The 18,321-nt window shown below is 53.9% G+C and carries 17 protein-coding genes and 1 tRNA gene; 12 read left to right on the forward strand and 6 right to left on the reverse strand.

Features of this window, described 5'->3' with window-relative positions; translation table 11 throughout:
* Nucleotides 1-26: 26 nt before the first annotated feature.
* From ACTF5M_RS01935 to ACTF5M_RS01950, 4 genes are read left to right on the forward strand one after another with little or no spacing between them, the layout of a single operon-like run.
* Nucleotides 27-1,397, forward strand: coding sequence for a M16 family metallopeptidase (locus ACTF5M_RS01935; RefSeq protein WP_438959418.1), 1,371 nt, complete (start codon nt 27-29; stop codon nt 1,395-1,397).
* On the forward strand, nt 1,394-2,710 hold the full coding sequence (locus ACTF5M_RS01940; RefSeq protein WP_438959419.1) for a M16 family metallopeptidase: 1,317 nt from the start codon (nt 1,394-1,396) through the stop codon (nt 2,708-2,710). Before ACTF5M_RS01935 ends, ACTF5M_RS01940 begins: the two co-directional genes overlap by 4 nt.
* A gap of 33 nt (nt 2,711-2,743) precedes the next feature.
* On the forward strand, nt 2,744-4,576 hold the full coding sequence (mutL, locus tag ACTF5M_RS01945; RefSeq protein WP_438959420.1) for a DNA mismatch repair endonuclease MutL: 1,833 nt from the start codon (nt 2,744-2,746) through the stop codon (nt 4,574-4,576).
* Nucleotides 4,573-5,739: a DNA recombination protein RmuC gene (locus ACTF5M_RS01950; RefSeq protein WP_438959421.1), complete on the forward strand. Its 1,167-nt coding sequence runs from the start codon at nt 4,573-4,575 to the stop codon at nt 5,737-5,739. Before mutL ends, ACTF5M_RS01950 begins: the two co-directional genes overlap by 4 nt.
* 27 nt (nt 5,740-5,766) lie before the next feature.
* Here ACTF5M_RS01950 and ACTF5M_RS01955 read toward each other — a convergent pair whose 3' ends face one another.
* Both ACTF5M_RS01955 and ACTF5M_RS01960 read right to left on the reverse strand, forming a co-directional pair.
* Nucleotides 5,767-6,435 carry a ChrR family anti-sigma-E factor gene (locus ACTF5M_RS01955; protein WP_438959422.1) on the reverse strand — a complete coding sequence of 223 codons (669 nt, stop codon included), beginning with the start codon at nt 6,433-6,435 and terminating at the stop codon, nt 5,767-5,769.
* A gap of 4 nt (nt 6,436-6,439) precedes the next feature.
* Nucleotides 6,440-6,991 (reverse strand): sigma-70 family RNA polymerase sigma factor, encoded by a 552-nt coding sequence (locus tag ACTF5M_RS01960; protein WP_438959423.1) that lies wholly within the window; start codon nt 6,989-6,991, stop codon nt 6,440-6,442.
* A gap of 234 nt (nt 6,992-7,225) precedes the next feature.
* On the opposite strand from ACTF5M_RS01960, the gene ACTF5M_RS01965 reads away from it, so the two are divergent.
* From ACTF5M_RS01965 to ACTF5M_RS01985, 5 genes are read left to right on the forward strand one after another with little or no spacing between them, the layout of a single operon-like run.
* A complete protein-coding gene (locus tag ACTF5M_RS01965) occupies nt 7,226-8,515 on the forward strand; it encodes an NAD(P)/FAD-dependent oxidoreductase (RefSeq protein ID WP_438959424.1) in 1,290 nt (429 codons plus the stop codon).
* Nucleotides 8,516-8,519: 4 nt separating this feature from the next.
* Nucleotides 8,520-9,287, forward strand: coding sequence for a DUF1365 domain-containing protein (locus ACTF5M_RS01970; protein ID WP_438959425.1), 768 nt, complete (start codon nt 8,520-8,522; stop codon nt 9,285-9,287).
* Complete coding sequence (locus ACTF5M_RS01975) at nt 9,284-10,531, forward strand: MFS transporter (protein WP_438959426.1); 1,248 nt, start codon at nt 9,284-9,286, stop codon at nt 10,529-10,531. The genes ACTF5M_RS01970 and ACTF5M_RS01975 overlap by 4 nt, the downstream gene beginning before the upstream one ends.
* Complete coding sequence (locus ACTF5M_RS01980; RefSeq protein ID WP_438959427.1) at nt 10,528-11,112, forward strand: DUF3833 family protein; 585 nt, start codon at nt 10,528-10,530, stop codon at nt 11,110-11,112. The genes ACTF5M_RS01975 and ACTF5M_RS01980 overlap by 4 nt, the downstream gene beginning before the upstream one ends.
* An 18-nt stretch (nt 11,113-11,130) precedes the next feature.
* Nucleotides 11,131-11,865 carry an SDR family NAD(P)-dependent oxidoreductase gene (locus ACTF5M_RS01985; RefSeq protein WP_438959428.1) on the forward strand — a complete coding sequence of 245 codons (735 nt, stop codon included), beginning with the start codon at nt 11,131-11,133 and terminating at the stop codon, nt 11,863-11,865.
* Here ACTF5M_RS01985 and ACTF5M_RS01990 read toward each other — a convergent pair.
* Both ACTF5M_RS01990 and ACTF5M_RS01995 read right to left on the reverse strand, forming a co-directional pair.
* A complete protein-coding gene (locus tag ACTF5M_RS01990; protein WP_438959429.1) occupies nt 11,842-12,903 on the reverse strand; it encodes a saccharopine dehydrogenase in 1,062 nt (353 codons plus the stop codon). The two genes, ACTF5M_RS01985 and ACTF5M_RS01990, sit on opposite strands and share 24 nt — an antisense overlap.
* A 15-nt stretch (nt 12,904-12,918) precedes the next feature.
* Nucleotides 12,919-13,596 (reverse strand): histidine phosphatase family protein, encoded by a 678-nt coding sequence (locus ACTF5M_RS01995; RefSeq protein WP_438959430.1) that lies wholly within the window; start codon nt 13,594-13,596, stop codon nt 12,919-12,921.
* A 137-nt stretch (nt 13,597-13,733) separates the two neighbouring features.
* On the opposite strand from ACTF5M_RS01995, the gene fdhF reads away from it, so the two are divergent.
* The gene (gene fdhF, locus ACTF5M_RS02000; protein WP_438959431.1) at nt 13,734-16,502 is read left to right on the forward strand and encodes a formate dehydrogenase subunit alpha; all 2,769 of its coding nucleotides are present in this window, start codon (nt 13,734-13,736) and stop codon (nt 16,500-16,502) included.
* 227 nt (nt 16,503-16,729) lie between these two features.
* Nucleotides 16,730-17,251, forward strand: coding sequence for a CAP domain-containing protein (locus tag ACTF5M_RS02005; RefSeq protein ID WP_438959436.1), 522 nt, complete (start codon nt 16,730-16,732; stop codon nt 17,249-17,251).
* Nucleotides 17,252-17,340: 89 nt separating this feature from the next.
* Here the strand turns inward: ACTF5M_RS02005 and ykgO are convergent, their stop codons facing one another.
* Nucleotides 17,341-17,466 (reverse strand): type B 50S ribosomal protein L36, encoded by a 126-nt coding sequence (gene ykgO / locus ACTF5M_RS02010; protein WP_008205324.1) that lies wholly within the window; start codon nt 17,464-17,466, stop codon nt 17,341-17,343.
* A gap of 85 nt (nt 17,467-17,551) precedes the next feature.
* Nucleotides 17,552-17,626 (reverse strand) — tRNA-Val (locus tag ACTF5M_RS02015).
* Nucleotides 17,627-17,781: 155 nt separating this feature from the next.
* On the opposite strand from ACTF5M_RS02015, the gene ACTF5M_RS02020 reads away from it, so the two are divergent.
* A partial coding sequence (locus tag ACTF5M_RS02020) for an N-formylglutamate amidohydrolase (RefSeq protein WP_438959432.1) occupies nt 17,782-18,321 on the forward strand: 540 nt, incomplete at its 3' end.

The following is an 18,321-nucleotide window of genomic DNA, read 5'->3' on the forward strand; positions in this document are numbered from 1 at the left end:
CAGTTTGTAACAACGGAGTGTTTTCGATGCGCTTAGCCCTTATTATGCTTGCCTCTTTACTGTGGATACCACTGATCCCGGCTACAACTGCGGCTGCGGCGGATAACGTCACAACATTCGCGCTTGATAACGGCATGGAGGTGGTTGTGATCGAAGACCACCGTGCACCTGTCGTGGTGCACATGGTCTGGTACCGTGCTGGTGCTGCCGATGAAGACCCTGGCAAATCTGGTACCGCGCATTTTCTTGAGCACCTGTTATTCAAAGCAACGGATGACATGGAGGCGGGCGAGTTTTCTAAAGTCGTTGCGGCCAACGGTGGGCGCGACAATGCGTTTACCAGCTATGACTACACGGCGTATTTCCAACGCGTGGCGGCGGACCGTCTTGAGTTGATGATGCGGATGGAAAGCGACCGAGTGCGCGATCTGCGCCTGACGGAAGATGATATCGAGACTGAGCGGAACGTTGTTCTGGAGGAACGTAACCAGCGCACAGAAAACGATCCGGGATCCTTGTTTGCCGAACAGCGCATGGCAGCGCAGTACCAAAACCATCCTTACGGCATTCCTGTTATCGGTTGGAAGCATGAGATTGCGCAGTTAGATTTAGACGATGCGCTTGCATATTATCAGCGCTTTTATGCCCCCAATAATGCCGTGTTGGTTGTGGCGGGTGATGTATACCCAGATGAGGTAAAGCGCCTTGCGGAAACCTATTACGGCGTACTTGAGCCTACCAAAGACCTTGCCACGCGTACGCGGCCCACTGAGCCGCCGCACCGCGCTGAACGCAGGTTGGTATTTGAAGACCCCCGCGTGGCACAGCCTTACGTGATCCGCACATATTTGGCGCCCGAGCGTGATAGCGGTGCGCAAGAAAAAGCAGCGGCGTTGACACTGTTGTCAGAATTGTTAGGCGGTACTCCCGCGACATCATTCTTGGGGCAGCGGTTGCAATTTGATAGCCAAGACGCGGTTTATACCGGCGCGTTCTATTCAGGGTTGTCGCTGGACGACACAACCTTTGGCGTTGTGATGGTGCCCACGCCCGGGGTTTCGTTGAGCGAGGCAGAAGTCAAACTTGATGCCGCCATTGCGCAGTTTCTTGAGGCGGGAATTGATGAAGAGCAATTGACCCGTATCAAAGCGCAGTTGCGCGCCTCTGAGATTTATGGCCGCGACTCTGTTCAATCCTTGGCGCGAACATATGGCGCGGGACTAACGTCTGGTTTGACTGTCGCTGATATACAATCGTGGCCAGATGTTTTGGCCGCTGTCACGTCTGATGATATCCTGCAGGCCGCGCGTGCGCTATTTTCAGATCGTAAAGTGGCAGTGACCGGCTATCTTCGTTCACTGACTTCACCCGCAGCAGCATCACAGGTGTCACAATGATCCGTTCTTTCATCAGCACCTTCGTCGCGTTTTTGATGACGGCCCACACAGCTTTTGCCGCCGTGGAGATACAAGAAGTAACCTCCAAGTCTGGCATCAAGGCGTGGTTGGTAGAAGAACATTCAATTCCGTTTGTGGCGCTGGAAATCCGCTTCAAAGGCGGTGCTTCGCTTGATGCAGAGGGCAAGCGTGGTGCAATCAATCTGATGACAGCGCTGCTTGAAGAAGGCAGCGGCGAAATGGATGCGCAGGCATTTGCGCAGGCGCGTGATGCGCTGGCGGCGGATTTTTCGTTCGATGTAAGTGACGACTCCCTACAGATTTCCGCGCGGTTTTTGACGGTCACACAAGACGAGGCCATCGCCCTTCTGCGCCAAGCGATCCTCAAGCCGTTGTTTGAACAGTCAGCGATCGATCGCGTGAAATCACAGGTGCAATCGATCATTGCGTCGGACCAAAAAGACCCAAATTCAATCGCAAGTGAGACGTTTGCCCGCCTTGCCTATGGTCAGCATCCCTATGCATCCAACATCAACGGTACGCAGCAATCTGTTGCTGCGTTAACGCAGGCAGATTTGTTTGAAGCAAAAGATAGGACGATGGCCTTAGACCGTCTTTATGTGGGTGCATCGGGTGACATCACGCCGGAAGCGCTGGCGATTCTATTGGATGACCTGTTGGTTGGATTGCCCGAAAGCGGCGCGCCGATGCCGGCACAAGTGACGCAAACGCTTCAAGGCGGTGTGACTGTTGTACCATTCGAAACGCCTCAGTCTGTTGCGCTTTTTGGACATAGCGGACTTAGCCAAGATGATCCTGACTTTTTCGCGGCGTTTATTTTGAACACCATTTTGGGCGGTAGTGGTTTTGAAGCCCGTCTTATGAAGGAAGTGCGTGAGGAGCGGGCCCTTACCTACGGCATCGGGTCCTATTTGGTGCCCAAAGACTATGCCGCGATGTATTTGGGTCAGGTTTCAAGCGCAAATGACCGGATTGCAGAGGCGGCCGAAGTCACAAAGCAAGTCTGGGCTGATACGGCGAAGAATGGCGTATCCGAGGATGAGTTGATCCGCGCCCAAACGTATTTGACTGGTGCGTATCCGTTGCGTTTTGACGGCAATGGGCCAATCGCGAATATCATGGTTGGAATGCAAATGCAGGGCCTTCCGATCGACTATATCCCAACCCGCAACGACAAGGTCGAGGCCGTGACACTTAAGGATGTAAACCGTGTGGCAGCTGAGTTGTTGCGCGCAAGTGATTTGCATTTTGTGGTCGTCGGTCAGCCAATGGGATTGCAAAGCACCAACTAGTCGAATCTGTGGTGGCGTGCTAGCTATTGTGGCATGCCCGATACCGTCAACAACATACGCCCTATCATCCGCCAATTGGATGCAAATGCCATCAACCGCATTGCGGCTGGTGAGGTCGTTGAGCGTCCAGCTTCTGCAGTGAAAGAGCTTGTAGAAAACGCGATCGATGCAGGCGCGCGGCGTGTCGATATTGCAATTGCACAGGGCGGCAAATCGTTAATCCGTGTTACTGATGATGGATGTGGTATTGCGCCGGATGATCTTGGGCTTGCTCTGTCACGACACGCTACGTCGAAGATTGATGGCACCGACCTTTTAAACATTCACACGTTCGGGTTTCGCGGCGAAGCGCTTCCGTCGCTTGGGGCGGTAGGACGTTTGACGATCACTTCGCGTGCGGAAGGTTTTGATGCCGCTGAAATCAAAGTCAGTGGCGGCGAGATGGGCAGTGTAAAGCCTGCTGCACTGACGCGTGGTACCATCGTTACGTTGCAGGATTTGTTTTATGCCACGCCAGCACGATTGAAATTCATGCGGTCTGACCGCGCCGAGGTGCAGGCAATTAGTGACGTCGTAAAGCGTCTTGCTATGGCCGAACCCTTCGTTAGTTTTACCCTGCGCGATGTGTCCGGCGGCGGTGAAGGTCGGGTCACGTTTCGCGCAGATGCGCAGACTGGTGACATGTTCGACGCATTGCATGGCCGCCTTGCAAACGTTCTTGGTCGCGAATTTGCAGATAACGCAGTACCGGTTGATGCGGAGCGCGATGGTTTTCACCTGACTGGTTACGCGGCACTTCCCACTTATTCCCGTGGTGCTGCGGTTGCCCAATTCTTGTTTGTAAACGGGCGCCCTGTGCGGGACAAAGTCATCGTCGGTGCTTTGCGCGGCGCTTACATGGATTTTCTCTCGCGCGATCGCCATCCTGCGGCGTGTCTCTTTTTGGACTGTGATCCGACCATGGTGGATGTAAATGTGCATCCGGCCAAATCTGAGGTTCGGTTTCGCGAAGCCGGTGTGGCACGCGGATTGATTGTGAGTGCTGTGCGTCATGCGCTGGCCAATGCGGGGCACCGTGCATCAACCACCATCGCGGGCGAGACTTTGGGCGCGATGCGTGCGGAACCGGTTGAGCCGCGCATTTATCAAATGGACCGGCCCAGCCAAGGTGGGCTGTCTGCGTCTTATGCCGCCCAAGCACCTATGTTTGAGGACGGGCAAACCCCTTTTGATGCGCCCTCTGCACGTATTGAGGCAAATGCGCCAACAGATACGCCATTGCCTGATCACCCGTTGGGGGCTGCGCGTGCGCATTTGCATGAGAATTATATCGTTGCTCAAACCTGTGATGGGATTGTTTTGGTCGATGCCCATGCCGCACACGAAAGGCTGGTTTATGAGCGCCTCAAAAAGCAGATGGCGGAAAACGGTGTTGCGCGGCAAGCGTTGCTGATCCCGGACATCGTCGAGCTATCTGAAGGAGACGCGGCACTGATCATCGGGCAAGCGGATACGCTGGCGCGGTTTGGCGTGGTGGTGGAACCTTTTGGTGCCGGGGCAATCGCTGTGCGCGAAACGCCTGCGTTATTGGGACAGTGCAATGTGTCAGGCCTTATTCGTGATGTGCTTGATGAGTTGCATGACTTTGGCTCAAGCGATCTGGTGCAGGCCAAGATTGAGGCGATTTTGAGTCGTGTTGCTTGTCACGGTTCGGTTCGTACAGGCCGTCGCCTGAATGGGGATGAGATGAATGCGCTGCTGCGTGAGATGGAGGCGACCCCGCACTCTGGCCAATGTAACCACGGCCGCCCCACATACGTGGAGCTGAAGATGACTGATATTGAGCGGTTGTTTGGCCGCACATGATTGAGATTGGTGCGTATAGCTTTTCGCTTGATGATCCGCTTCATCTGTTGGGCCTTTTAGGCATTGCGGCGTTGGTGCTGATCATTCTGTTGTTGGTCGCGACAACCCGCGCAGCGGGACGGTCAGCGCGTGCAACGGGTCCTCTTGCGGCGCAGATGCAAGGGCTAGGTCAGCGGGTTCAAATGCTATCTGATGGACAACAGCAGCTTGCAGGAGGTCTGACCCATGTGTCCGAGGCGCAGGCCGCTGCACAAGCAAATATGCTTCAATTGATGGAGCAGCGCCTTCAGGCGGTTACTGTGCAGATGAATGAAAACCTGTCAGGTACGTCACGGCGCACCGCTCAGTCTTTGGGAGAGTTGCAACAGCGATTGCAGGCGATCGACAAAGCTCAGGACAACATTACGAAGTTGAGTGGTGATGTGCTTTCCCTGCAAGACATCTTGAGCAACAAACAAACGCGCGGGGCGTTCGGCGAAATTCAGTTGGCTGATATTGTGTCCAAAGCTTTGCCGAGCGACAGCTACACGATGCAGGCGACTCTTTCGAACGGTAAGCGCGCGGATTGCCTTATTCACCTGCCTAATCCACCAGGTCCCATTGTTGTGGACGCAAAGTTTCCCCTGGAGGCTTATGAAAAGTTACGCAGTGCGGCGACTGATTGGGAGGTACAGGACGCAGCGCGTCAGCTGCGTCAAAGCGTGCGCGCCCACATCAAAGCGATATCTGAAAAGTATCTGATTGAGGGTGAAACCGCCGATGGTGCGTTGATGTTTTTGCCGTCAGAGGCGGTCTATGCAGAGCTGCACGCAAACTTTCCCGAGGTGGTGCGTGATGGGTTTGCGGCGCGCGTTTGGATTGTGTCACCAACGACCTGCATGGCGACCCTGAATACGATGCGCGCTATTTTGAAGGATGCGCGAATGCGTGCGCAAGCCGGCGCTATTCGCAAAGAGCTGTCGATGCTGTTTCAGGATGTTGAACGGCTTGGTACTCGGGTTGAAAACCTTGATCGGCACTTCGGTCAGGCAGCAAAAGACGTGGCCGATATTCGGATTAGTGCCGAAAAAGCGGGCCGTCGTGCACGGCGTCTTGATGCGTTCGATTTTGAAGAGCTCGAGACGCCCGAAGGCCCTGATGCTGTCCCGCTTGTAGATAGATAGCTCGTTTGCTGAGGTCAGCTTGGGCCCTTAAATGCGGAAGAACGGCTGAAGTACTTTGGGCAGGATGCCGTTGAACTTAAGTGGCGCATCGCTCGCCGCGAGGCAGATGCAGTCAACAGGCCCAACTGCAACTGGTGTATGGTTCATCTCTTCGTCAGCAATTTCTACATCGCCCGCGCCGAAATAGTCGCTTTCGTCCTGAAAAGCACCTTGCAAAACAAGCGTCATTTCTGTGCCGTTGTGCGTATGATCTGGCATTGCAGCGCCAGTTGGGATGTAGAGCAAACGCACAGAAGCGTCGCTTGAGGTCTTTAGGATGGCTTGCTTTACGCCAAGTCCAATTGGCCGCCACCGTACCGCATCCAAATCACCACCCACATAGTCTTGCAGAGGCGCAGGAAACAAGCCAGCTGATTTCTGACGCTTCGGTTTGCCGGCGGCTTCCATTTTGATTGGATCCTTGGGCATACTCTCCGCCATCTTTAGGCACGCTTCCAAACTGCCAGATGACATCGCTGCTTTTGGTGTTTCTTCGATAACAACGCCGCCAAGCGCATCCAGTGTGTCCATGTGAGAACGACAGGTTTCACACAGCGAAATATGCGTAGCGACCACCAGGCCAAAGGCTTCTGGTAGTGTGCCAGCACAATATGCCAGCAGCACGTCATCCGTGAGGTGATGTTTGATATTTGTCATCGGTCTAATTTCCATCCATTGCGTGGCGCAAGCGATCCAGCGCCAAGCGTATTCGTGATTTGATTGTTCCAAGCGGCAGCCCCGTCTCGGACGCGATTTGTGAGTGTGATTGATCGCCAAAATATGCGCGTTCGACCAATTCTCTTTGTTTCTGCGGAAGCTGAGACATTGCTGTCTTAAGCTGTGATTGTTCTTGTTGTGCACTAAGCTGATCGGCCTGATCTGGCTCTGCCTGGGGTCCCCATGACAAGTCTTCAGGCTCAGGGCGCTGCGTTTTGCGCAGCACATCGATTTTGCGGTTACGCGCGATGGTAAAAATCCAGGTCGAAACACTAGCGCGCGACGCGTCAAACATATCGGCCTTGGTCCAAACGATGGCCATAACCTCTTGTGCAATTTCCTCTGCAAGCGCCTCGGACGTGCCGCCGCGCATTAAAAACCCCTTCAGCCTTGGCGCAAAGTAATCGAACAGATCAGCGAAAGCTGCCTGATCCCTGAGGGTTTTGATGCGGTCCATTTCCGCAACCCACGCTGTGCGCTCTTGTGTCGTCGTCATCTGGGAATGCCGCCTTTTGGGCTGGATGAATCGTGCAACCTGTGGCCGAGCGTAGCTGATCGGCTGCGCGGTTGCACTGCTTTCTTCCAAACTGGCGATCCCGTCTATCATGGCACTGTTACGGCTGGCCGCTAAATTTGGATCACTGCGTATGTGAAATAAACGATGAGTCATCCACTTTCTCAATCGCGGCGTATATAGAGCACTCAAGACCAACCAAATAAGGACGACAATATGCCATTGGATAAAGGGCGCGGCCCAAAGCGGGTTGCGGTAATTGGCGCTGGTATTTCTGGCATGGCGGCCGCGCATATGCTGGCAGATGACCACGCTGTAACCCTTTATGAGGCAGAGGGGCGGCTCGGCGGACATGCGCGCACACGGATGGCTGGGCGCGACAGCGATGTGGCTGTGGATACGGGCTTCATTGTCTTTAACTATGCCAACTACCCGCATCTCACCGCGCTTTTTGCCGAGCTTGATGTGCCTGTCGCGCCAAGCAACATGAGCTTTGGGGCATCCATTGATGGTGGTGCGTTGGAGTATGGTTTGGTGTCTCTTGATGCGCTTTTTGCGCAGCGCCGTAATTTGCTGAAGCCAAAATATTGGCGAATGCTTCGCGACATTTTCCATTTCAACGCTAATGGGCTGAAGCTTGCTAAAGAGGGTATGAGCACAGGTGATTTGCTTGAGGCTCTTGGCACGGGCGAATGGTTCCGCGACCGGTATTTGTTGCCGTTCTCAGGCGCGATTTGGTCTACGCCAAAAGCTAAGATAGTGGATTTCCCGGCCAAAGCGATGATGACGTTTTTCGAAAACCACGCCCTGCTCAGTGCCACGGGTCAACATCAGTGGTACACTGTTCAGGGTGGCTCGATTGAATATGTGAAACGTCTGGAAGCATCGATGGTGACAAAAGGCGTCGACATTCGCCTTGGTGCGCCGATCGATTGTGTCAACCGCACTGATCTTGGCGTGCACGTGACGCCCGTGGACGCAGATGCGGAAGTCTTTGATGAGGTCGTGTTCGCAACTCATTCCGATGACGCACTCCGGCTTTTGGCAGACGCAAATTCGGCTGAAACTTCTGCATTGGGTTCGGTTGGCTACCAGCCTAACCATGTCGTTTTGCATTCGGACGCTTCGGTGATGCCACGAAAGAAACAGGTGTGGTCGTCATGGAATTACACCGAGGCAGCAGGCAAGCAAGATGATCAAATTGATCTAACGTACTGGATGAATAAATTGCAGCCGCTCGAAACGGAGCAGGACTTTTTCGTGACGCTCAACAGTACCCGTGAGATTGACCCAAGCCTGATCTGGGACGAAGTCGTATTGCGTCACCCTGTTTATGACGCCGCAGCTTTGGGAGCCCAAGATACAGTCAAAGCGATGAATGGTGCGAACAAAACGTGGTTCTGCGGTGCGTGGTTGGCCAACGGTTTTCATGAAGATGGCATAAAATCAGCCGTGGAAGTAGTGGAAGCCATGCGTGCGACTCCGGCGTTGGCAGCGGCAGAATAAGCCGATGAAAACCGTCGACCACATTGAGGCGCTCACCTACCACGGTCGTAAAGGTGCTGTGAAAAATGCGTTTTCCTACAGCCTTGATTACGTACTTGTTGATGCGGAGGCTGAGGTCCGCGCGCCTTGGCCTTTCAAACGTAACCGGCCTGCTATGGTTGCGTTGCATGACCTTGATCATGGAGGGCTGCCCAAGGCCGGTACAGGGGCGGCGTGGGTCCGCGATGTGCTGCGTACGCATGGTTTGCCAAACGACGGACGGATTGAGCTTTTGGCTCAGCCCAAAGTACTGGGGCATTCGTTCAACGCGGTTTCTTTTTGGCTTTGCTATGATGCAACCAGCGCTCTGCGCGTTGTGATTGCCGAGGTGGCTAATACGTTCGGTGACCGGCATTCATACTTGTGTCATCATAACGATCATCGGGCCATTTCTGCCAAGGATACGCTTCATGCGAGTAAAATGATGCATGTGTCGCCGTTTCAGCCGCTCGAGGGTGGCTATGCGTTCAATTATGACATCACTGATGAAAAGATCAGCATTCGGATTGATTACACAGAAACTGCCGATCCAAGCGGAGGGGGGCTGATTGCAACCCTGACCGGTAAACGCCAGCCACTCACAACAGGTTCTATGCTGCGGATGCTGGTACGCCGCCCGCTTGGTTCGCGGCGTGTGCTTACACTGGTCCACTGGCAAGCGGTAAAGCTGTGGTTTAAGGGCGCGAAGTTTCGGTCCCAACCTGAGCCGCCTGAAACTGAGATATCACGATGACCCGCGCACAGCTGTTGCCATCTTATGGGCTTTTTGCAGCCATGTTGGCGGCGGCTGGTTTGCCAATTTATATACATGCTCCCAAATTTTATGTTGATGAATACGGGCTTAGCTTGACTGCTCTTGCATCCGTCTTGTTTGTTTTGCGTCTTGTTGATGTGGTCCAAGATCCGCTGCTTGGCTGGCTATCTGAAAAGACACGCAGCGTGCGTGGGGCGATGGTATCGGTCGCGGTTATCATTTTAGGACTATCGATGTGGGGGCTGTTTGCAGTCGTCCCGCCCATCCCTGCATTGTGGTGGTTTGCACTCACCCTAGGTGGGCTCTTTTCATCGTTTAGCTTCCTTACAATCAGCTTTTACGCACAGGGCGTTGTCAAAGCAGATGCAATGGGCGCGGGGCATGTCAGGCTTGCTACTTGGCGTGAAACAGGCGGGCTGCTGGGTGTTTGTGTTGCGGCCATCACGCCGACAGTTCTGATGGGTTTTATGGGCCGTCCGTTTGTTGGCTTTGCACTCGGGTTTGCGGTGCTGTGTCTGGCTGGATGGGGTTCGATGCGTAATGAATGGAGCGCGGGCAAGACAGAGAACGAAGCCGCCACACCTATTGGTTTTACGGTTGTCCTAAAAGATCCAATTGCTCGCCGGCTGCTTACAGTGGCCTTGGTCAATGCGACGCCAGTTGCGGTAAGCTCAACATTGTTTCTGTTCTTCGTGGAAAGCCGTTTGGATGCGTTGGGTTGGGAAGGGCCGCTGTTGTTGCTGTTCTTTTTGTCTGCCGCAATAAGTGCACCGCTTTGGGGATTTATGGCGCAGCGGGTCTCGCCAAAGACAACTTTGCTTGCGGGGATGGTGTTGGCGGTTGTGACCTTTGCAGGTGCACTGTTACTTGGCTCTGGTGACGTGGCGCTTTTTGCGGTTGTTTGTATTGCCAGCGGTGCCGCTTTGGGCGCGGATATGACTTTATTGCCTGCCCTTTTTGCCCGCCGCTTGTCTAAAATTGCACCACATGCGGGCCAAGCTTTTGGGGTGTGGTCATTTGTTACTAAATTTACACTGGCTTTTGCGGCAGTGGCCCTACTTCCTTTGTTAGAGCAGAGCGGATTTGTAGCGGGGCAGATAGCTCAGCCTGATCAAGCGCTCTGGGTTTTGAGTTATTTATATGCGGGCGTTCCATGCGTGCTGAAGCTGGTTGCGATCTTTTTGCTTTGGCGCACTAATTTGACGGAGGATGATGCGAAATGAACGAATTTCTATTTGTGCTAATCGGTGTCGTCATCACACTGATTTGTGTGCTGCTCTATGTCCGTTTCTGTACTTTCCGTGCGCAAAAGCCGGCGGAGTATGATGGGCTTGGTCCGATCATGGACATCAAAGATCACCTAAATGGCAAGATTGCCTGCGAGGGTGTGATTTATGGTCCTTTGGGCCGTGTGAGCAGTCGTTTTGTCGCCGAGTTTGAGGCGGAGTGGACGGGCGACAGCGGCGTGATGCGCGAGGTCTTTCACTACGATAGCGGCAGCGTTCAGCACCGCGAGTGGCGCTTGCAGCTTGATGAAGGCGGCGTCGTACGCGCGGATGCGGATGATTTGGTGGGACGCGGTAGTGGCCAGCAGCGCGGTAACGCCCTGCTGTTGAATTATACGATTAAGCTGACCCCAGAGGCGGGTGGTCATGCGCTTGATGTGACAGACTGGATGTATTTGATGCAGAACGGGACCATCATTAACCGATCACAGTTTCGCAAGTTTGGTATCAAGGTGGCAGAATTAGTCGCTACGATGCGGCCGATTGAAGTTGATGCGGTGCGCAAGCGGGTTGCTTGAAATTATAAGGAGTCTGGCGTGACAAAGCAGTGGGCAGGTAAACGGTATTGGCTGGTTGGCGCATCTGCGGGTCTCGGTGAGGCGGTGGCCCAGATGATGAGCGCCGCAGGTGTTGAGGTGATCCTGTCGGCGCGTTCCGAAGACGATTTGAAGCGAGTTGTGGACACCCTTCGCGGAAAAGCATCCTATGTCACCTGCGACGTCAGTAGCCTCAAAAGCGTAGAAGAAGCATATGCTCAAGTCGGTGAAATTGATGGTGTGGTGTTTTTGGCCGGTGTGTACTGGCCTATGAAAGCTGATGCCGTTGATGCCGCTCAGTTAGAGCAAATGGTCGACATCAACTTTACGGGTGCTGCGCGTGTGTTGGGGGCCATTTTACCAGACTTTGTGAAACGTGACGCGGGGCATATCGTGCTGACTGGCTCACTTTCAGGGTTCCGCGGTTTGCCAGGCGCGGTTGGTTATGGGGCGTCCAAAGCGGGCGTGATGTATCTTGGTGAAAGCCTTTATGCGGATCTGCGCAAAACAGGTGTTGAGGTTCAGCTAATTAACCCCGGTTTCATCAAAACGAGGCTGACGGACAAGAATGATTTCAACATGCCGTTCATCCAAACGCCTGAAGAGGCAGCGCGTGATTTCTGGGAGCATATGAACTCGACCGCATTCAAAAAGTCCTTCCCGCGCGCATTTTCACTAATGTTCCGTGCCAGCCAGTTTTTGCCCGACTCGCTATACTATCGCATTTTCGCGTAGGGCACTTTGAAAACAGTCTCGGGCGCGGCCCCATGTGCCGTTAGTGTCAGCCTTTAGCTGAAGCAGCGTTGGCAGAAGTTGTGCTGCAAAGTCTTCAGAACTTTCGGCCGGCAACATCGATGGCAAGTTATCAATCGCAGTGACATCCAGGACCGGTTCGTTTGAAATACGAGTGGCGGGACTGTCCCAATTTGTTGCGGCTGAATAGATCGGGATCGGGTTATACGGGCTATCTGGATCGCAAGCGATATCACTGATCACAGATAGCGTCCGCTCTGCGCCCACGGCGTCAGGCCCCACAAAAAGCGGTGTTTGTGGGCTGGCCAAGATACAGTTCATAAATAGGTTGTGCGTAAGAATTTCGGGGAACGGGCCGCCATGTGCGGTCTCGTCTTTGTCCCACTTCGTTGGCGCTACACTCAGTGCTTCACACAGATCTGCTGCACCGGTACCGACACGGCCAAGCGCCCCAATGATCAGCGCGGTAGGGCGCGCGGCGCTACATTGGCTCAGTTGCTCTTCAAGCGCAGCGCGTAAATGAGCCGCGCTGTCATAAGCAGATACCGCCCCGGCAATTTCGCCCGGTTGTTGCGCGGCCCAACAAAGCAGTGCCATCGCGGCACCTGTGTATCCTGCCCAATAGCCAAAAGCGGCTACGCGGTGTCCGCTGGTATCGGTCAGATATTCCAAGTCCGAAAGCTCGCCGCCACCTTTGGCAAAACGCGCAAGCAGTTTTGGTCCTGCGTCCTGGCCTTTGTAGGCATGTCCAAACATGATGTGACGATGGGGCAGGGCGCTGCCATCGTCGGGCAGTTCTTTGAGGCCGAAAATGATTGCGTCTTTCGGCGCGTCTGGCCAGCTGTGGGCTACTGCAATCTGGCAACCTACTTTTGCGTACCCATCTATTTGGATAGCGCGTGCATCGCTTTGCTCAACGGTGACCGACATGCCCGCTTCAATGAGGCGTTTAGCACCTTCGGGTGTCAGGCCAACACGGCGTTCAAAACTGCGGCTCTCGGCCCGTACCCAAAGATGCATAACGTGTACTCCAGCCTATACCATTGTCTTTTTGTCAGTGCGGTCCGCACGGTCCAGATGCGGCGTCGAACCATACAGCGTCATATGCAGATCAGACGCGCCATTCATTGTGCGGTAGTCAAAACCATGCAGCGACGTATGCGCCACGTTTAGAAACATCTTAGCCTTTTGTGTTGTCTCAAGCCCAAGAGCCAAAGCTGTCAGTGACGCGATAACGCCTGTTGAGCTAACCAGTAAAACCCGCCCTTCGATCAATGACGCATTCCGTACGGCGTCAAAAATACGGGTGCGAAAACCGGCATAACTTTCTACGTGCGGGGGTGTTTCCTCTGCTGCCCAATGGCTAAGGATTTGCGGCACATGTGCTGCAAACGTCTCGGCGCTGTCGGGGAAAGGGACGCCGTGCATGTCAGTAAGCGAGTCCGATAGCGCGAAGTAATCCAGTTCATTCAGGCGCGCGTCAGTGGTGTGGGGAATTGCGGGGCCACCAAGTCCCGCCAAAATACCCTCAGCCGTCTCGCGTTGCCTACGTAGGCTGCCGCTGATGATGTGTGTGTAGGGCTGCGCGTCTTGCAAATACTCACCCAACCAACGTGCCTGCACATGTCCCAGTTCGGATAGTTTGTCGTATTCCAGCTCTGATTTAGCACCAGAATTCGCCTGCCCGTGGCGTGTTATTGTCACTTCGCCCATCGTCATCTCCTGTTTCCTATGGTGCGTAGCCTGCCTTGCGGCGTGGCGCAAACGGTTGGTGGCGTGTCGTGCTTGCTGTGGGCGGGTTATTTTGAATCGCCTAGTTTAAGCTAAATTCAAATCAGGAAGTTTGCGTGATGTCTGATAAAATCACTTTTACCTTGGACGGCCAGGCCGTTGAGGCCGATGCTGGCATGACAATCTGGGAGGTCGCGAATGGCCGTGGTCTGGTCATTCCGCACCTGTGTCACAAACCAGCGCCAGGATACCGCCCCGATGGGAACTGCCGTGCGTGTATGGTCGAGATCGAGGGCGAGCGGACGCTTGCTGCTTCGTGCATTCGAGAGCCCGCCGATGGTATGGTAGTGAACACGGAAACCGCACGTGCCAAAAATGCGCGCAAGATGGTGGTTGAGATGCTGTTGGCGGACCAACCCGAGCGTGATGCAGCCCACGATAAATCCAGCCACCTGTGGGATATGGCCGATCTGAACGGTGTCGCTGAAAGCCGGCTGCCCACGTTGGAAGCCGATCGTATTCCACTGCTCGACAACAGCCACGTTGCGATGTCCGTTAACCTTGATGCTTGTATCCAATGCGGTCTATGCGTGCGCGCGTGCCGAGAAGTTCAGGTCAATGATGTGATCGGCATGGCCGGACGTGGTCATGACGCCTACCCAACGTTCGATATGGCTGACCCAATGGGAGACAGCACTTGTGTGGCTTGTGGTGAATGCGTCCAAGCCTGCCCCACGGGTGCTCTTATGCCCTCGACTGTTGTTGATGAGCAGCAAGTTGGTGATAGCGCCGATTTTGACAAGGAAGTCGAAAGCATTTGCCCGTTTTGCGGTGTTGGTTGTCAGATCAGTCTGAAGATTAAAGATAATAAAGTGAAATTCGTTGAAGGCATTAATGGTCCCGCAAACGAGGGCCGCTTGTGCGTGAAAGGGCGGTTTGGCTTTGACTATATTCACCACAATCACCGCCTGACCAAACCGCTCATCCGTCGTGATGATGCGCCTGCTAAAGGTCTGAATGTTGATCCGGCAAACTGGAGCGACGTGTTCCGCGAAGCAACATGGGATGAGGCGCTTGATTTTGCCGCAGGCGGCTTGAAGGGCCGTGGCCGTGAGGTTGCGGGTTTCGGTTCAGCAAAATGCACTAATGAAGAAGCATATCTGTTTCAGAAGATGATCCGCCAAGGGTTTGGGCACAACAACGTCGACCACTGCACGCGCCTTTGCCACGCATCCTCTGTGGCGGCACTGATGGAAAACGTTGGCTCAGCGGCCGTGACAGCCACCTTCAACGAGATTGAGAACGCTGATGTAGCAATTGTCATCGGCGCTAACCCAATTGAGAACCATCCGGTTGCTGCGACGTATTTCAAACAATTCACCAAGCGCGGTGGCAAGCTGATTGTGATGGATCCGCGCGGTCAAGCGTTGAAGCGTTTCGCCAGCCATATGCTACAGTTTCGACCCGGTGCTGACGTGTCGATGCTGAACGCGATTATGCATGCGATCGTCGAAGAAAAGCTTTATGATCAGCAATATATTGAAGCCTACACCGAAAACTGGGAAGCTGAAAAAGCCCACCTGAAAGATTTCACGCCTGAAAAGATGAGCGAAATTTGCGGTATTGAGCCAGAAGTGTTGCGCGACGTTGCGCGTACTTTTGCAGGTGCCAAGGCGGGTATGATTTTCTGGGGTATGGGCGTTAGCCAGCACATTCACGGCACGGATAATTCGCGCTGTTTGATCTCGCTCGCGTTGATGACGGGGCAGGTGGGTCGCCCTGGCGCGGGCTTGCATCCCCTACGCGGGCAAAACAACGTACAAGGTGCATCTGATGCGGGTCTGATCCCGATGTTCTTGCCGGATTATCAATCCGTCACGGACGATGGTGTGCGGTCTGCATTTAATGACGTTTGGGGTTCTGGTGATTTCAGCAATGAAAAAGGCCTTACTGTCACCGAGATCATGGATGCAGTGCACACGGACAATATCAAGGCGATGTATATCTTGGGTGAAAACCCCGCCATGTCAGACCCCGATGTAGATCATGCACGTGCTGCGCTGGCTAAGCTCGACCACCTTGTGGTGCAGGATATCTTTATCACTGAGACAGCAAACTACGCTGATGTAATTCTGCCGGCTTCTGCATTTGCGGAAAAGTCCGGCACTGTCACAAACACCAACCGCCAAGTTCAAATGGGACGCCCGGCTGTTTCGCCGCCCGGTGAGGCGCGTGAAGATTGGTGGATTGAAGTTGAGCTGGCGAAACGCCTTGGGCTTGGCTGGACCTATACGCACCCAAGAGAAGTCTTTGCTGAAATGAAGCTGAACATGAAATCGCTGAGCAACATCACATGGGATCGCCTTGAAGGTGAAAACGCTGTGACGTACCCATCGCTTTCGCCCACGGATCCGGGCCAGCCGATTGTGTTTGGCGATGGTTTCCCTCGCCAAGATGGACGCGCGAAGTTCACACCGGCAAGCGTTATTGCACCTGACGATACGCCTGATGATGAGTACCCAATGATCCTTACGACAGGCCGTCAGCTTGAGCATTGGCACACAGGATCAATGACCCGCCGAGCCACTGTTTTGGACGCGGTTGAGCCAGAGGCAAACTGTTCGTTGCACCCTTCCACGTTGCGCAAGCTTGGTGTGGAACCCGGTGGATTGATCCGCCTGACCACCAAGCGTGGGTCAGTTGTGATTATGGCGCGCATGGATCGCGCTGTGGCCCCTGATATGGTCTTCCTGCCGTTTGCGTATGTTGAGGCAGCTGCAAATATTTTGACCAACTCGGCAATTGATCCTTATGGTAAAATTCCTGAATTCAAGTTTTCGGCCGTTCGGGTTGAGGCCGCGCATGAGCCACAAGTTGCCGCGCAATAAGATGCTCACAATTTAATTGATATGCCGCTCAATCGTCATGATTGGGCGGCAATCTATGCAAAAGTAGCGTTTATTTTTATGCTCAAACGTGTGTTGGTTGAGTGTGGGGTGATCGGTTATGAAATGCTTTTTGCAAAAAAGTTTGGTTTTTGGGCGTCGCGGTGTCGCTGACCGGATATGCGCAGGCGTGCAGTACGCCTGCTTTGACCGGCGCGCATAGTGCCACGGTGCGCGCAAAATTACCTGGTAGTGCGTTGTTTGACAGTGCGGTCCTCCACTACGTCAACAAAGTGCGGTGCTCAAAAGGATTGTCAGCGTTAACGTTTGCCAGGGGTTTGGTGGATGTGGCTGAGGTTCATTTGAAATGGATGGCTAAGTCTCAACAGCTCAATAACAAATCATGTATGTCAGCGATGAATACGTTTAAAAAACGCCTCAAGGCATCTGGCGTGGGCAGTCGTGCCGGATCGGAAAATATTGGCGTTACCCGCCGTTATCAGTTGGAAACGGCAGGTGTTTTCTTGATCCGTGACCTAAGTGCGTGTCGGTTTGGAGCCAAGGGGCGGACAATACCTGCACATTCATACAAAAGTTTGGCTAATCATATTGTGAACATGTGGATGGCGTCATCGGGGCACCGTCAGAACATCCTTGCGCGAAGATCTAAGCGGACAGGAGCATTGCTTGCTTTTGACGGTAAGTCGCCCAACTGTGGTCGCTACTTTATTACGCAGAATTTCGCGGGGTAGCCTGCCTACCATTTCTAAGCCCGATGTCGGACATAAAAAAGCCGCCCCAATTTAACGGAGCGGCTTTTGAATGTTCAATTATCGAGGGCTTAACCCTGACGTGCCTTGAAGCGAGGCTGTGTTTTGTTAATCACGTAAACGCGGCCTTTGCGGCGAACGATACGGCAGTCGCGGTGACGGTTCTTCAGCGACCGGAGCGAGTTCTTGACTTTCATAAGTCTGTCTCCTGTTTTTCCGGCGCGAAATCACGCCATTCAAGTTGCGTTTGCTTCGAAGGCTAATGCCAAGAAGCGGTTATCATGGTGGGCACTACTGGGATCGAACCAGTGACCCCTTCGATGTCAACGAAGTGCTCTACCGCTGAGCTAAGCGCCCATGAACCATTAACTTTGCGACCAGCCCAATTAAAAAAAGGACGCGGGTCGCGCCGCGTCAGGTGAGGGGTTGATTAGAAGGCTTCAGCTAAAAGATCAAGGGGGCTTTGGGAAACAAAGTGAAACAGTCTATGTTATGTTCAAACGGAGCCCGAAATGCCGAAAGCAGTCTACTTTTTAGACCTCCCAGAGGTCCGAAATACAAGCGTTGTCTTCGCCAGCCCTCACAGTGGGCGGGACTACTCACGCGCATTTATGCAGCGGACCGTTTTGGACGCACATACGATTCGGACATCTGAGGATGCATTCGTTGATCGCCTCTTTTCCAAGGCACCGGATTTGGGTGCGGTGTTTTTGCACGCCGGCGCGCCCCGTGCCTTTGTGGATCTGAACCGCGCCATGGATGAAATGGATTGCGCAGTGGTCGAAGGTGCGCCGCGCATCATGCATAACCCCCGAATTGCCTCGGGGCTTGGGGTGATCCCCCGCGTTGTGGCCTCCGGCCGGGCAATTTACCGCGGCAAGCTCACACGGGCCGAGGCGGCACTTAGGGTTGATGAATATTGGCGCCCCTATCACGCGGCGTTGGCCAAAGAGATGCGTGCCAACCATGCCCAGTTTGGCAGCGCTATTTTGATTGATTGCCACTCAATGCCCCATGAAGCGATTGAGGTGATCACAACTCCTGAAGGACGG

This window comes from Nereida sp. (assembly GCF_965655635.1).
Classification (GTDB): domain Bacteria; phylum Pseudomonadota; class Alphaproteobacteria; order Rhodobacterales; family Rhodobacteraceae; genus Nereida.

Excerpts from the sequence above, each read along its gene's own strand:
- ACTF5M_RS01935 (WP_438959418.1), top strand. The coding sequence starts at position 27 with ATGCGCTTAGCCCTTATTATGCTTGCCTCTTTACTGTGGATACCACTG.
- ACTF5M_RS01940 (WP_438959419.1), top strand. The coding sequence starts at position 1,394 with ATGATCCGTTCTTTCATCAGCACCTTCGTCGCGTTTTTGATGACGGCC.
- mutL (WP_438959420.1), top strand. The coding sequence starts at position 2,744 with ATGCCCGATACCGTCAACAACATACGCCCTATCATCCGCCAATTGGAT.
- ACTF5M_RS01950 (WP_438959421.1), top strand. The coding sequence starts at position 4,573 with ATGATTGAGATTGGTGCGTATAGCTTTTCGCTTGATGATCCGCTTCAT.
- ACTF5M_RS01955 (WP_438959422.1), bottom strand. The coding sequence starts at position 6,435 with ATGACAAATATCAAACATCACCTCACGGATGACGTGCTGCTGGCATAT.
- ACTF5M_RS01960 (WP_438959423.1), bottom strand. The coding sequence starts at position 6,991 with ATGACGACGACACAAGAGCGCACAGCGTGGGTTGCGGAAATGGACCGC.
- ACTF5M_RS01965 (WP_438959424.1), top strand. The coding sequence starts at position 7,226 with ATGCCATTGGATAAAGGGCGCGGCCCAAAGCGGGTTGCGGTAATTGGC.
- ACTF5M_RS01970 (WP_438959425.1), top strand. The coding sequence starts at position 8,520 with ATGAAAACCGTCGACCACATTGAGGCGCTCACCTACCACGGTCGTAAA.
- ACTF5M_RS01975 (WP_438959426.1), top strand. The coding sequence starts at position 9,284 with ATGACCCGCGCACAGCTGTTGCCATCTTATGGGCTTTTTGCAGCCATG.
- ACTF5M_RS01980 (WP_438959427.1), top strand. The coding sequence starts at position 10,528 with ATGAACGAATTTCTATTTGTGCTAATCGGTGTCGTCATCACACTGATT.
- ACTF5M_RS01990 (WP_438959429.1), bottom strand. The coding sequence starts at position 12,903 with ATGCATCTTTGGGTACGGGCCGAGAGCCGCAGTTTTGAACGCCGTGTT.
- ACTF5M_RS01995 (WP_438959430.1), bottom strand. The coding sequence starts at position 13,596 with ATGGGCGAAGTGACAATAACACGCCACGGGCAGGCGAATTCTGGTGCT.
- fdhF (WP_438959431.1), top strand. The coding sequence starts at position 13,734 with ATGTCTGATAAAATCACTTTTACCTTGGACGGCCAGGCCGTTGAGGCC.
- ykgO (WP_008205324.1), bottom strand. The coding sequence starts at position 17,466 with ATGAAAGTCAAGAACTCGCTCCGGTCGCTGAAGAACCGTCACCGCGAC.